Source organism: Peribacillus sp. NPDC096622 (assembly GCF_044762665.1).
Taxonomy (GTDB): domain Bacteria; phylum Bacillota; class Bacilli; order Bacillales; family DSM-1321; genus Peribacillus; species Peribacillus frigoritolerans_B.
In genome coordinates this window covers 61,947-76,226 of sequence record NZ_JBIWES010000018.1, presented here as the reverse complement: position 1 = coordinate 76,226, position 14,280 = coordinate 61,947, and the positions used below count along the sequence as shown (strand labels likewise).

Here is a 14,280-nt window from a genome sequence, read left to right as displayed (position 1 = left end):
CGCTCGACTTGCATGTATTAGGCACGCCGCCAGCGTTCGTCCTGAGCCAGGATCAAACTCTCCGAAGAAATGTTTGACTTGCTCATTTGCTTTTTGATAGTGTGTGCTCACTTAAAATTTAACGTTGGCGCTTTGTTTTGTTCAGTTTTCAAAGAGCAATTTCCACAATCGTCCTTTCGAACGGCTGTTTATCCATCATAACATCTTATTGATTAGTTGTCAACTTCTACGAAGTTTTTAACTTATTTTTAATCGCTGTGTTTTTCAGCGACCATTTCATCTTATCATTTTCATAGTAAGAAGTCAATAGTTATTATTTCTTTCAGCAATCAGCCAAAAGCGATGAAGTTTTTCGTTTGTCTTAGTTGGTGCTTATTTATATTAATCCCATTTCACTTTAAAGTCAATGCTTTTTCTTCATTTCTTATATTTATATATAACCGGTCATTATCTTCTTCATTTATCAACAATTCCAAGACAGTACTTATATAATAGAAAGAATGGCAACCATACACGAAATTGACCTGATAAGCATCTTTATATCCTATTTAATGCTTCTTAATGATATTGAAGTTTTGGAATATAGCCAAGTTGACTTCATAATTTTCCTTATGCTATTATATAACCAAGTAAAATAATCGGAATAGTTAATTTTATTAAAACTTTCTTTTAACAAAAACTAAGCTAACTCAAAGGAGATGGGAATATGACAGCAGCAATGGTAATACCAGGTGCGGAATCTTTTTACTTACCCGGCAATTCTATTGGCATTCTTATTTGCCATGGTTTTAACGGAACGCCACAAAGCGTAAGGTATTTAGGTGAAAAATTCGCCGCAAAAGGCTTTACTGTCTTCGCTCCTCGACTGGCGGGACACGGAACGGATGAATATGAAATGGAAACAAGTCATTATCAGGAATGGATACAAGATGTTGAAATGGCTTATGCAAAATTAAAGCGAACCTGCACCCACGTTTTCGCCATCGGACAATCAATGGGAGGCGCCCTTGTTCTCGATTTAGCGACAAAAGTGGCTTGTGATGGAATTCTCACCATTAACGCCGCTCTCCAAGTTCCTGAATATGAAAGATATCGTAACCAATCGGTTCCACGCTTCGTTCCCGAAGGCAATCCTGACATAAAAGACAATACAACTAAAGAAATCACATATGACCAAGTACCGTCAAAAGCGATTAATCAATTGCTTGATATAATGGAACATACCAGTCAAAAACTAATAAACGTTTCGTGCCCGATACTTATCTTCCATTCTCCAGAAGATCACGTTGTACCAGACTCGTGTTCCTATCAGATTTATGATACTGTCATGTCCGGTGATAAGAAGATGGTGCCCCTTGAAAATTCATATCATGTGGCCTCGTTGGATCATGACAAAGATCATATCATTGAACATTCATCTCAGTTCATTCAAAGGTTAAGTAAAAGGGCAATAATCGCTTCTTAAAACTCCTTTCTCCATATAAATCAGGTTTATCCATACACTTCATGGGTATACACAGTATATAAAGAAAAAGGAGGTAACATATAATGAGCGGTTTATCAGACAAAGTAAAGAGTGCTGTAAATAAAGTTAAAGGTGAAACGAAAGACCAAGTCGGAAACGCGAAAAATGATCCTCACTTACAAGCAGAAGGTAAAGTCGACAAATTAAAAGGCAATCTCCAAGATAGCATCAGTAAATTGAAAAAGGACCGTTAATCGCAAATAGCCGAATACAGGATTCACTCTCTTAACGAACATTCTCATTTCATATAAAAGTGACCCCCTTTTATAGAGAAGAGGCGGCAGATAATCTGCCGCCTCTTCTTTCTTCAATTTGCTTGAATAACAACAACACACATATCATCAGGTTGATCTTGCTGCATTTCCGGTGACATCAAAAAATCGATAGGGGGAGATTCTTTACAATCAAACCACCTTGTCGAGACCGCTTCTTTTATTTGGTCGAGTCCTTCCGTCCCTTCTCGATCTATTGCTTCCATGACTCCATCCGTAAATAGCATAAGCTGAATCTTCTCTTCATAATGAATGACCGATTTCTCTATTTTCATCTCGGCGAAGAAACCCACAGGACATGTCCCTTTTGAAAGAGAGACCACTTTTCCTTCGTCCATTAAAGCAAATCCTGGAGGATGTCCGGCATTCACATATTCCACTGTCTTTTGCTCTGTATCAATGATCATATAAATCGCGGTAAAATAATAATGCACTTGATTATCTTCTTTATTAAGGGTATTCATCCAGCGATTCATTTCGTTTATTACTGCCACTGGATCCGTATGTGTCCTGATGGCATCCCTCAATACGGAGGAAATGAACATACAAACAAGTGAGGCTGATATGCCATGCCCCATCATATCCAACAGGATGATCCCATACCGGTTTTCATCGATGCGGTGCCAATAGTACATATCCCCTGCTAATTTATTCGCAGGTAAGTATGATGCCCTTATAGTTAAGTGGTCATTTATAATGGGTTCACTTAATAAGCTGCTTTGAACCTGCATGGAAAGATCCAATTCATTGCGGATTTTTTCATCCTGCATTTTATGCCAATCTTTTTCATATTTAAGTCTTAACCCCACGCGAATCCTCGCAAGTAAATCTATTTTATTGATGGGCTTCATTATATAATCAATTCCGCCAACATCAAGTGCCTCGGCCACCTTGTTTGAATCTTCAAGGGCGGTCACAAAAATGACGGGTATATCTCTAAGGTGAGGAATACTTTGAAGTCTCCTGCACGCCTCTATCCCATCGATCTCCGGCATCATGATATCAAGCAGAATGATATCAACTGAAGTCTCTTTAGGTTGCGGACTATCCACCTGTAAATATTCAAACATCTCAACAGCTGAAGTTAATGATAGAAAATCCGTATAGCCAGCTCGTTTTAGAATTTTCTCTATAACGAAAAGGTTAACCTGATTATCATCTACGATTAAAATCGTCATTCTTCCATTCCCCTTTTGGCTTATATCGAGCGGCAACATTTATCTTTTTTATATGGAACAGTACTTTAATAAAGCTCCCTTAACAGGGATTTTTCTATTATATTATAACTAAGTTCAGTCTCTTTTAATAATAATAAACCACAGTCGCGATTCTGCATGGAGACCAACTCATTATTTATACCCCTTCTTCCGATATCTTAAACATTGAAATGCAAAAAAGTGAAAAATAATTCACTAATTAAAAAGAAAGAGTCCGCTTATATGCGAACTCTTTCTTTTTACAATTTCCGATAAATTCGTTCCTTTGAGTCAAAGTCCTCATAATCTTCCGAAAAGGATGATGTATGAAGTGTCTCCTTGCTGCCAACCGCAAGGAAGCCGTCTTTACAAAGACTGTCATAAAACAACTGATTAACATAGGTCTGTAATTCACCGGTAAAGTAAATCATCACATTCCGGCACATGATGATATGGAACTCATTGAACGAACCATCAGTAACTAAATTATGCTGGAAAAACACAATGTTTTTAAGGAGGCTCGAATCAAGATAAGCATTTTGATAATCGGTTGTATAATACTCCGAAAATTCCTGGTTACCTCCAGCTTGCAGATAGTTTTTCGTATAAGACTGCATTCTATTTAAAGGTAATATCCCTTTTTCCGCATGACGGAGGACTTCATCATTCATATCAGTGGCATATATCCTCGCCTTATCATAAAGTCCTTCTTCCTTGAGGATGATCGCCATGGAAAAGGCTTCTTCACCGGTCGAACAGCCCGCATGCCAAATTCTGATTTCTGGAAGTTTTTTCAGGAGCGGTACAATATTTAAACGAAAGGCTTTAAAGAACTCCGGATCGCGAAACATTTCAGTGACATTTATTGAAAAATCTTTCAAAAGCTTCTCGACATACCCTTTTTCATATAAAACCATTTCTATCATTCCACTAATCCTGCGTACATGGTCCAGTCTCATTCTATTTTCAACTCTTCTTTTTATTGAAGAACGCATATATTTGCGAAAGTCAAAACCAGAAACGGAATAAATGGCCTCTAACAATAATTCGATTTCCAAGTCTTCTCTTTCTTCAATCGTTAAAGTATCCTTCATGTAAATCCTTCCTTACCCGTACTATCAATCAATTAGTCAGCCATACTCTTAGGACGGATAGCAGCTGATCCAATTTTAGTGGTTTGCTGACATAATCGGAAGCGCCGGCCTTCAGGCATTTTTCCCTATCGCCTTTCATCGCTTTCGCAGTTAACGCGATGATTGGAAGATCCTCGAACTTACTTTGTTCGCGAATTCTGGTCATCGTTTCGTAACCGTCCATACCCGGCATCATGATATCCATCAATATGACATCTATATCGTTTCCTTTTTCAAGGAGTTCCAAACATTCGTAGCCGTTTTCAGCTGTAAGGATTTCCATCCCCTCATGCTTCAGCGCATTCTTCAGAGCAAATATATTACGGTGATCATCATCGACGACCAGTACTGTTTTATTGCAGAATGGTTTGGCCTTATCCCGATCTTCTTCATCCATCATAACCGCATCCGGTTCTCCCTGATCGCCAAAAGGCGCGGCAGAATCATCGTGGTTAGCTGCTGCCACTTCCGGGGAAGCAGCTATCGCTTCGTCGACATATTTGAAGCCCTCTGGCATGCTTGGAATAAAGAAAGTAAAGGTACTGCCTTGCCCTTCTTCACTATCTACAATGACCCAGCCTCCCAGAAGTTTGGAAAACTCCCGGCAAATCGATAGCCCAAGTCCTGTACCGCCATATTTTCTCATTGTAGCTCCGTCACCTTGCTGGAATGCTTCAAAGATAAGTTTTTGCTTCTCTTTTGATATTCCGATGCCAGTATCCGTCACCTTAATTTCAACCCAATTGCTAGCACCTTTTGTCTGTATCCATTGTGCCACATTTTCTTCATCAGCTTTTTTGATTTGGACAGATACAGAACCTTTTTCCGTGAATTTAAATGCATTGGATAACAGGTTTTTCAAAATTTGCTGGAAGCGCTGCTCATCCGTAAAGAAAATATCCGGAACGTTTTTACTTTTTTCGATTATAAAGTCAATGTTCTTTTTCTTCGCTACATGATCGAAGTTACGGTGCAATAACTCAGGAAGCTCACTCAAATTCATTTCGTCAAAGACCACTTCAAGCTTTCCGACTTCAACTTTTGATAAATCCAAAATGTCATTGATCAACGTTAATAAGTCTTGTCCTGATGAATTAATGACACGGGCGAATTCCAGTTGCTCTTCATTTAATTTACTATCATTCGGATCTGAAAGCATTTCTGATAAAATCAGGATACTATTGAGCGGTGTCCGCAATTCATGGGACATATTTGCCATGAACTCCGATTTATATTTTGAACTTAACTTCAATTCTTCCGCTTGTTTTTCAAGATTCAGCTTAGCGACTTGAAGCTCTTTCGATTTTTCTTCAGTTTCACGATTTCTCTCTTCCAATTGTTCATTGATCATTCGCAACTCTTCAGCCTGTGTTTGCAGTTCCTCCGATTGGGCTTGCATTTCCTCTGACTGTGATTGCAATTCTTCCGATTGAGCCTGTAACTCTTCGGTCTGTGCCTGTGATTCTTTCAATAAACGCTCTATTTCCATCCGGCCCTCTACATTATTGATCGTGATGCCCAGAGTATCAAGAACCTGGTTCAGGAAAGTTTTTTGCAGCTTCGTAAAGGCCTCCAAACTTGCCAGTTCAACCATCGCCACCACTTCATCCTCAAAAACGACTGGCGCAATGACAATGCTTTTCGGGTTGACTTCCCCCAATCCTGTCGTAACCAAATGAAAATCTCCAGGGATATCTTCAATGACTTTGGATTTCTTTTCAAGGGCGCATTGGCCGATCAAACCTTCGCCAAGACGGAATTCACGCCTGCCCGTATCTTCGCCATCTCCAGCAAAGCTGGCAAGCTTCACAAAGCGCATATCCACACCCTCACCCCGTTTGACGTAAAAAGCTCCAAGTGAAGCTCCCATCATCGGTGCAAGCCTTGTAATGAACCGGTCAGCAAGAACTTCCACATCAACAATGCGCTGATACATGGTAGCTATATCTGCCACACGGGTCTGGATCCAGTTCTGTTCACTGATCTTTTCAGTGAAATCTTTTTCTTTTTGGTTATAGATTTCAAGCGATTCCGCCATATCATTGAACGATCGCGCTATATCACCAATTTCATCAGTGGTCCGAACCGGAATTCTTGGTATGACCGACAAATTTTTAAAATCGATATTTTTGATGACCTTCGTAATAGATTGCAGATCTTTCGATGTGCTGCGAATCATCCAAACAACCGTTACGGAAATGACCAAAATGCTGAGGATCACAGCAAAAATTACAAAACCGATCATATCTTCATAGGTTTGTTTCGAATTACTTAATGTATCTTTCATGACACCTTCTTGGTAATCCTTAAATTCATCCATCGTACTGATGACTTTCGTTCGTTTTTCCCTTTGGTCATCCATCAGGCTTGAAAGATTATCAGATGAGTTTCCCGATTTTATCTTTTGGATGATCTCAGCCTCCGTTATGGAGTAAGAGGCATATTGAGTCTCGAACTCTTTCAATAGTTGCTTTGCTTTCCCCTTATTTAACGAACTTGATAACCCGGCAATTTTTGATTCAATCAAACTATGATTCTCATTGATGATTTCGAGGCTCTCTGCTCTTTCTTCTGTATTTGCATCATTAGCTGCAAACAAAATCTCACGGTCCGACCTAGAAAAAAGCTGACGGATTTCCATCGAAGTTTGAACTTTTTCATAGCGATTTTCAACTATTTCAGTCATGCTACTCTTTAAATTGTTTAGCGTAAACATCATGAAAGAAAGTAAAATAGCCAAGAAAAGCAAGATTAAACCAAATCCTAACATTTGCTTTTTCTTAAAACCCATTTTCCCGCCCACCTTCAATACTTATTTATACCAGCCCGAAATAAACGGCATTGCAAAATACTAGAATTCACCTTATATTCTTTGAAATTTTGAATGGATATATAGGTAGTTTCATTGCTCAAAGTCAATTTTAACATTTTCCATGCTAAAATAGTTACCTACACTATTATTTAAAATCATTTCCTTTTCCAATTAAGTAACAGTCTGCCTAAACCGTTGTCATAAAAACCCAAATGAATTGTTCGTACGCAATAAAAGCCGAAAGTTTCCACTTTCGGCTTTTGGTGTGATCCTGTTTATTTAATCTTCTTCACTTCAACATATAAAACATGGTGGCCGTCCATTTCCTTTACAGTAAATTCATATCCGGCGTATTCAATTTTATCCCCGACAGCAATTTCAAATCTGCCTGTCAGGAACCATCCTCCCAATGTATCGATATCTTCCTCCGGTAAATCGATCGCAAGGGTATCATTGACGTCTTCAACCAATGTTTTAGCATCGAATACATAATGCCCTTCATCAACTTTTTGAATGAGCGGACGTTCATCCTGGTCAAACTCATCACGGATTTCCCCGACGATTTCTTCAAGGATGTCTTCAACCGTTACAAGACCAGCTGTTCCGCCATATTCATCAGTCAAAACTGCCATATGGATCCGTTCTTTCTGCATTTTCAGCAGCAGATCATGAATGGCGATCGTTTCAAGAACACGGATGATGGGTGTTACAAAGGAATCCACCGTCAAAGCCGTTACATTTTCTTCTGTAATCGTCGCTGTATAAAGTCGCTTGATATTGACCATCCCCACGACATTGTCTTTATCACCGTCTATGACCGGATACCTTGTGTATTGTTCTTCTTGAATCAGTTCAACAACTTCCAATAATGGCATGCCTTTTTCGATAACGGTCATTTCCGTACGCGGAACCATGATTTCATTGGCAATACGCTCATCGAATTCAAATATCTGATTTACATATTTGTATTCCGATTGGTTGATTTCACCGCTTTTATAGCTTTCCGATAAAATGATGCGCAGCTCTTCTTCGGAATGGGCCATTTCTGACTCAGATGCTGGCTTCAATCCGAAAATGCCTGTCAGAAGACGCGCAGAGCCATTCAGTAACCATATGAATGGGTATAAAATGCGGTAAAAGAGAATTAACGGCTTTGCAAATAGCAAAGTTACCTCTTCTGCCTTTTGAATCGCAACCGTTTTCGGTGCCAATTCGCCGACTACAACATGAAGGAATGTTACGGAACCGAACGCAATCAAGAACGAGATGATGTGACTGACAGATTCCTCTAATCCCCATTTAGTGAACAATGGTTTCAAGATCGCCTCGACCGTGGGTTCACCCAACACCCCTAAACCTAAGGCGGTTACTGTAATTCCCAATTGACAGGCAGATAAGTACTCATCGATATGCGATGTCACTTTTTTGGCTGCGAGGGCATTTCTATGCCCTTCTTCAATTAATTGATTGATCCGGGAACTTCTTACTTTCACGATTGCAAATTCCGATGCAACGAAAAATGCGGTTAATGCTATTAATGCAGCTACTGCTAATAATTTTATAAAAATCTCCAATATGTGCGGGTTCGCCATATAGTTCCAATCCTTCTGACCTTCGGATTAGACATGTACGGCTTAATCCCAAGCACCTCCTGTATAAATGGTTATTTTTTGTTTAAAAATCGATTTTTGCCTTATAACATGAACCGAAACCATTTAGCCTATATCGTTAATATGCACCTTTGTGCATAAAACTATAGAGATAAATTTTAATCATACGAGCAACACTAGTAATGATTGGATCAAGGCCATGCTTTCACGGGATATTTGTTTTTTTAGAAGAAGCTCACTTTTTCCGTCCTTTTCAATCAAGCTGATGAATTCCTGGAGTTCCTCGTTAAGGCCATCCATTTTATTCTTGAGTTGAAGACCTTTTTCCTCAATTCCTGATGCGGCTTCCTTATCCTTTTTAAGTATTTCTTTAATATCTTCCAATGAAAGGTTTTCTCTTTTGTATCCTTCGATACGGCGGAGCCTTTCTAGTTCACCGACTGAATAATAACGGTAATTGGAGGCGGAACGTTCTGCTTTAAGCAAGCCAAGATTCGTATAATAATCTATGGTTCGTTTCGTAACGTTCGCCATTTCCGCCAACTCGCCAATTTTTAAAGTCTCGTTCCCAACATAATCCCCTCCTAACCATCACGTTATGGTTTAGACAAATTTAAAATATGTCTATTCTTCATGACGTTTTATTCTATTCCATATAATCGTACATTATTTTAATTGAAATGAAAAATATTATTACCCTCTTTACCCTCCATTGGAAAAACAAAAACCGATTAATTGAATAATCGGTTTCAGTTTGTAGACAAAAGAGGTTGCGAAAACGTGACTTTGATGTTCCTGAACCAAATGACCCAAAGCAATACCCTCAACTTATCAATATGATTTGCATCTAAATTTTATAACAAAGCTGATTGAAGAGGAAGGTACGAGACTCCTGCGGGAATAGCACGTCTAGGGAGACCCCGCAGGCGCATGCCGAGGAGGCTCGCGGACCGCCCGCGGAAAGCGAGTGCCTGGAGCGAAAATCAACGTTCAATTTTACAAGCCATAAAAAAACTTTAGACAAACTCGAAAAAAATTGTCTAAAGTCTGAACCCGATTAATTGAATAATCGGTTTAATTTATAATTGAATCCATGGATTTATTTTTTTGTTTTAACTGAGAATTGATTGCTCAATATCTTAGGACCGCATTGGCATAGGGAAGAATGCTTTAGCTTTTTTATTGGTGTTCCACATGTTTCACAAACTTTTGCTACCATTAATACCGTCCTCCTCGATTTAAATTCTTGTTATACATATTATACTACTTTTATAATGATAATCAATACTAAATTAAAATAATTATAAATAAGAATAACTTTTGTTTTATTAACCTTTCACTTCACAAGTGATTAAAATAAAGATAAAATGTAACAAAACACATCAGGAAGGTTGGTATTCTATGACGAGTGAAAGTCGCTCCATTCCCCGTCCCTTAGTACGAACGAATCAATGGGTCATTTTGTTAAGCGTGGCCACCGCCTTAATAACGGGACAAATATGGATATTAGTCATTCCTTTAACAGCGGGACTTTTGGGTCTTCTCTTTAATTTCAATCCAGTGATGCGTCTTGCAAAGCTCTTTCTTAAAAAGAAACCGTCCGATTATATTCCCGAAGATCATTCACAGCAACAATTCAACCAGGCCATAGCAGTCGTTTGCTTAGGACTTGGATTCACTTCTTTTTTGCTTGGTTGGAAAGTTACCGGTTATATATTCACCTTGACGGTCGGAATGGCTTCTCTCATAGCCATTCTTGGGTTCTGCATCGGCTGCTTCATCCTTTATCAATGGAAGCAATATTCCTATCGCCGATCTCTACGCTAATACCACACATAAATGGGACTGACATGCGTCAGTCCCATTTTATTATTCGGTTGCACGTAAGGAATTACTCTTTTTGACCCAAATGGTTGCCAATGCAATCAGCAAAATTAATACCGCTTGCGGCACCAGTGTTTCCATTGTTGAATAAAGACCTATCGTTTCTGCAAACGGGAAGGAGCCGATCGTATTTGTCTGTATTACTTGCGATACCTGAAGTGAATGAAAACGGGACAATCTCTTTAAAAAGAATCAACCTCTATCCCTTTTGTTTTCGCAGGATAAGCAGCTCCCAGCTGGCTAAAAATAAAAAAGATAGCCTAACATATCAGCTACCTTTCACGCTCACTCATTAACTTGTCATTTTCTTTATCCATGATTTTTGTGATATCCTCAACAAATTGATTGATCAATATTAGCTCTTGCTCATTATAAGCTGAGCACAAATCTTTTGTGGCCATAGAGAGCGATTGATAGTGCGATTTAATCTGTTCCTGTCTTTCCGGTATCGGCACAATCATTACCTTTCTTCCGTCCAATTGATCTCGTTCTCTTTTAACATAACCGGATTTCTCAAGTCGATTGATCAGTGCCGTAACAGACCCCGTGCTCAATCCTGTAATTTTGGATAATTCACCGGCGGTAATGGGTCCTGTTTCATTCAATATTTCAGCACTCTTTAAGTCCGTATGGGACACCCCTATTTTCTGGGCCATATTTTGTTGAAATAATACGGATCTCATTCCATACCGCTGCAATCTGTGTGTTAAACTCTCTAACAGAGCTGAATTCCGCCCATTATCACTTGACATAAAATGCCACCCCTTTTACACTTAAATTTATCTTGATTATCAAGATAAATGTTTTGTTTCATCTTAACGTTTACCCTTCAACCATGTAAAGGAAATTCATGAGCTGGTTGATATAAGGAGGAAAATAAATGAACGTTCAAAAAAAACAAAAATTCATTGTTGCCGGTTTACTACTGGGTATCTTGATGTCAGCAATGGATAATACGATTGTTGCGACTGCGATGGGAACGATTGTTTCTGATTTAGGCGGTTTCGATAAGTTTGTATGGGTGACATCTGCCTATATGGTCGCCACGATGGCAAGTATGCCGATATTCGGTAAGCTTTCCGATATGTATGGAAGAAAGAGGTTTTTTATTTTCGGACTTATAGTCTTTTTGATCGGCTCCGCATTATGTGGCATGGCCCAGAGCATAGTGCAGTTAAGCATCTTTCGTGCAATCCAGGGGATAGGCGGAGGCGCCTTGATGCCTATAGCCTTTACGATCATTTTTGATATTTTCCCACCTGAAAAACGCGGAAAATTAACTGGCCTTTTCGGCGCTGTATTTGGGGCCTCAAGTGTCTTGGGGCCACTTTTAGGTGCTTATATTACTGAATACTCTAGCTGGCACTGGATTTTCTACGTCAATGTTCCGATTGGGATCATTTCTTTATTTTTCATCTGGAATTATTACAAGGAGTCACCCAACACCCAAGAGCAAAAAATCGATTGGGGTGGCGCAGCAACTCTCGTCATTGCCGTTATCAGCTTAATGTTCGCTCTCGAACTGGGCGGGGAGTATGGCTGGAGTTCCTCTCCCATCATAGGCCTGTTTGCCAGTTTTGTGGTATTCTTCGTTTCATTTTTCTTTTTTGAAAAAAGGGCGAAAGATCCAATCATTTCATTATGGCTGTTTAAAAGGCGATTATTTGCCACTTCTCAGATTTTAGCCATTCTTTATGGCGGTACATTCATTATTTTAACCGTCTATATCCCGATTTTTGTGCAGGCAGTTTACGGTGGTTCCGCAACAAATGCCGGATTGATCCTGACTCCCATGATGCTTGGTTCTGTGTTCGGCAGTGCAGTTGGCGGGATATTCAATACAAAGACAAGCTTTCGCAACTTAATGGTGATTTCCGTCATCTGTTATTTTGCAGGAATGCTTTTATTAGGGACCATCACCCCTGATACCAGCAGGACTTCATTAACTTTATACATGATTTTGACTGGATTTGGCATGGGCTTTTCCTTTTCCCTTCTGCCTATTGCGTCCATTCACAACTTGGAACCTAGATTCCGAGGGTCGGCCAACTCAACAAACTCATTCCTCCGTTCTTTTGGGATGACACTCGGTGTAACGATTTATGGAGCGATTCAGAACAATGTATTCACAAGTAAAATGACGGAGGCGTTTAAAGGAATGCAAGGAAGTCCGGATACGGCCGGATTGACGGAGGACCCACGCCAGCTCTTCCAATCGGACGCACGTGCCGAGATTCCGGACTTTATCCTGAATAAAATCGTTCATGCGATGTCCGATTCGATTTCAATGATATTCACCTTGGCTCTCATTCCGATCGGTCTTGCAGCCATCACTGTGTTCTTCATGGGAAAAACAAGAGTGGAAACACATTCAAAAAAGGAATACTTACAATAAACAAAAAGCGCTGCACTTCCAGCGCTTTTTGTTATTTTCATCTCCTTTCCATAAAGGAGGTGAAAATTGCGAAAAATCATTCCACTACTAAAATATAAGTAACACATTCCCATAGAAGTTTGAAGATCGTATGTTTTGGAGACAGTTTAACCAGAGGCATTTCTTATGTTAGGGGGCGCCTTCGCATCATTAAAGAAAATTATCCGAACTCCCTAGCTAAGCTAACAGGATCTTTGCCATTCGTGGAAGTTTTGAATAAAGGGGTTTTCAATGATAACTCCGACCTGTTGGTTAGCCGATCGAGAAAGACGTCATGTCGGAATATCCCGATATCGTATTAATAGAGGTCGGTGGCAACGAAACTTCCATTGGGACGAAGTAGCCAAGAATCCAGAAGGTGACCATGAGCCCATCGTTCCAATCGAAAGTTACTTGGAAAATACCACACAACTTGTCAAGCAGATTCAAGATAAGCATGTAACGCCTTACCTTTTAACTCTCCCGCCACTTGATCCAGCTAGGTATTATAGATCCATCGCCGATAAGTTCGGTCATTCAATCGGGCATTTCGTTTCCCATGTCGGTGGTATTGAACATTAGCATGGGATGTATAATCGCCAATTGAAAAGGCTTGCAGAGGAACTGAAGGTACCTTTGATCGATGTCCGTTCCTATATTAAATCCTCCGGTGACTTGGGTCGCTTGATAAGCGATGATGGCATCCACCTCACTTCAGAAGGGTACAAGCAAATGAGCCTGGCCATATTCAGTGATTTGCTGAAGCATATGGAAGAGGATATGTTTCCTCAGCCATAAAACGGTTAAAAGGCAAAGCATGGCGCTTTGCCTTTTTGGGTTTTACAGACTTTTCACTTCCACGTTTTCAGGAAGCTTGAAAGGGTTCTCGGTGTTGATCCGGTCATAAAACATCATCCCGTTCAAATGATCTAACTCATGTTGAAACACGATTGCAGCAAAGCCCTTCAGCCGCAACTCTATTTCCTCACCATTACCGTCCAAAGCTTTGATTTTAACCCGTTCATAACGCGGTACATATCCTTTAATATCACGGTCGACAGAAAGGCAACCTTCACTTTGCGGTAAATAGATCATTGTGGCGGAATGGCTGATGATTTTCGGATTCACAAGGGCATATTCAAACAGCTTCCCTTTTTCATCGGGAAAATACATGACGAACATGCGTTTATTCAAGCCTATCTGATTTGCAGACAATCCAACTCCTTCACGCAAGTTGAACTTCTTTTGGAGTTTTGGATCCTGACTATTTTTCAGGTATTGCATCATGCATTCCAACGTTTCACGATCTTCATCCGAAATCGGCAGGCTAACTTCATCCGTTACCTGACGCAGAATGGGATCCCCTTCTCTGACGATATCCTTCATCGTAATCATATAGTCTTTTATAAATTTACTCATAAAACTTCACACTCTT

General features: G+C 39.8%; 14 protein-coding genes and 1 rRNA gene. 6 read left to right on the top strand and 9 right to left on the bottom strand.

The genetic code is table 11. The features are described from left to right. Positions 1–68, bottom strand: a 16S ribosomal RNA gene (locus ACIQYG_RS22885); the annotation flags it as partial. A gap of 638 nt (positions 69–706) precedes the next feature. Here ACIQYG_RS22885 and ACIQYG_RS22880 point away from each other — a divergent pair. Both ACIQYG_RS22880 and ACIQYG_RS22875 read left to right on the top strand, forming a co-directional pair. Beyond that, on the top strand, positions 707–1,465 hold the full coding sequence (locus ACIQYG_RS22880) for an alpha/beta hydrolase (protein ID WP_402842875.1): 759 nt from the start codon (positions 707–709) through the stop codon (positions 1,463–1,465). Positions 1,466–1,548: 83 nt separating this feature from the next. After that, positions 1,549–1,719 carry a CsbD family protein gene (locus ACIQYG_RS22875; RefSeq protein WP_402842872.1) on the top strand — a complete coding sequence of 57 codons (171 nt, stop codon included), beginning with the start codon at positions 1,549–1,551 and terminating at the stop codon, positions 1,717–1,719. A gap of 113 nt (positions 1,720–1,832) precedes the next feature. Here the strand turns inward: ACIQYG_RS22875 and ACIQYG_RS22870 are convergent, their stop codons facing one another. The 5 genes from ACIQYG_RS22870 to ACIQYG_RS22850 all read right to left on the bottom strand — a co-directional run bounded on the left by ACIQYG_RS22870 (position 1,833) and on the right by ACIQYG_RS22850 (position 9,100). Beyond that, on the bottom strand, positions 1,833–2,975 hold the full coding sequence (locus tag ACIQYG_RS22870) for a PP2C family protein-serine/threonine phosphatase (RefSeq protein ID WP_402842869.1): 1,143 nt from the start codon (positions 2,973–2,975) through the stop codon (positions 1,833–1,835). 278 nt (positions 2,976–3,253) lie between these two features. Next, complete coding sequence (locus ACIQYG_RS22865; RefSeq protein ID WP_402842867.1) at positions 3,254–4,087, bottom strand: CheR family methyltransferase; 834 nt, start codon at positions 4,085–4,087, stop codon at positions 3,254–3,256. Positions 4,088–4,115: 28 nt separating this feature from the next. Next, complete coding sequence (locus ACIQYG_RS22860) at positions 4,116–6,917, bottom strand: response regulator (protein WP_402842864.1); 2,802 nt, start codon at positions 6,915–6,917, stop codon at positions 4,116–4,118. 296 nt (positions 6,918–7,213) lie between these two features. Continuing rightward, positions 7,214–8,512 (bottom strand): hemolysin family protein, encoded by a 1,299-nt coding sequence (locus ACIQYG_RS22855; protein WP_402842884.1) that lies wholly within the window; start codon positions 8,510–8,512, stop codon positions 7,214–7,216. 198 nt (positions 8,513–8,710) lie between these two features. Beyond that, positions 8,711–9,100 carry a MerR family transcriptional regulator gene (locus tag ACIQYG_RS22850; protein WP_402842881.1) on the bottom strand — a complete coding sequence of 130 codons (390 nt, stop codon included), beginning with the start codon at positions 9,098–9,100 and terminating at the stop codon, positions 8,711–8,713. A gap of 849 nt (positions 9,101–9,949) precedes the next feature. Here ACIQYG_RS22850 and ACIQYG_RS22845 point away from each other — a divergent pair. Further along, positions 9,950–10,375, top strand: a complete 426-nt coding sequence (locus ACIQYG_RS22845; protein ID WP_402842861.1) for a DUF4395 domain-containing protein — start codon at positions 9,950–9,952, stop codon at positions 10,373–10,375. 42 nt (positions 10,376–10,417) lie between these two features. On the opposite strand, the gene ACIQYG_RS22840 is transcribed toward ACIQYG_RS22845, so the two are convergent. Beyond that, entirely contained in the window at positions 10,418–10,609 is a 192-nt protein-coding gene (locus tag ACIQYG_RS22840; protein ID WP_402842859.1) for a hypothetical protein, read from the bottom strand. Positions 10,610–10,704: 95 nt separating this feature from the next. Further along, a complete protein-coding gene (locus ACIQYG_RS22835) occupies positions 10,705–11,184 on the bottom strand; it encodes a MarR family winged helix-turn-helix transcriptional regulator (protein WP_402842856.1) in 480 nt (159 codons plus the stop codon). Positions 11,185–11,312: 128 nt separating this feature from the next. On the opposite strand from ACIQYG_RS22835, the gene ACIQYG_RS22830 reads away from it, so the two are divergent. The 3 genes from ACIQYG_RS22830 (at position 11,313) to ACIQYG_RS22820 (ending at position 13,643) form a co-directional block, all read left to right on the top strand. Continuing rightward, positions 11,313–12,827 carry an MDR family MFS transporter gene (locus tag ACIQYG_RS22830; RefSeq protein ID WP_402842854.1) on the top strand — a complete coding sequence of 505 codons (1,515 nt, stop codon included), beginning with the start codon at positions 11,313–11,315 and terminating at the stop codon, positions 12,825–12,827. Positions 12,828–13,097: 270 nt separating this feature from the next. Next, complete coding sequence (locus tag ACIQYG_RS22825) at positions 13,098–13,427, top strand: SGNH/GDSL hydrolase family protein (RefSeq protein ID WP_402842851.1); 330 nt, start codon at positions 13,098–13,100, stop codon at positions 13,425–13,427. Positions 13,428–13,448: 21 nt separating this feature from the next. Next, positions 13,449–13,643 (top strand): SGNH/GDSL hydrolase family protein, encoded by a 195-nt coding sequence (locus ACIQYG_RS22820; protein WP_402842849.1) that lies wholly within the window; start codon positions 13,449–13,451, stop codon positions 13,641–13,643. A gap of 42 nt (positions 13,644–13,685) precedes the next feature. On the opposite strand, the gene def is transcribed toward ACIQYG_RS22820, so the two are convergent. After that, positions 13,686–14,264: a peptide deformylase gene (def, locus tag ACIQYG_RS22815; RefSeq protein ID WP_402842846.1), complete on the bottom strand. Its 579-nt coding sequence runs from the start codon at positions 14,262–14,264 to the stop codon at positions 13,686–13,688. Between the last annotated feature and the right edge of the window lie 16 nt (positions 14,265–14,280).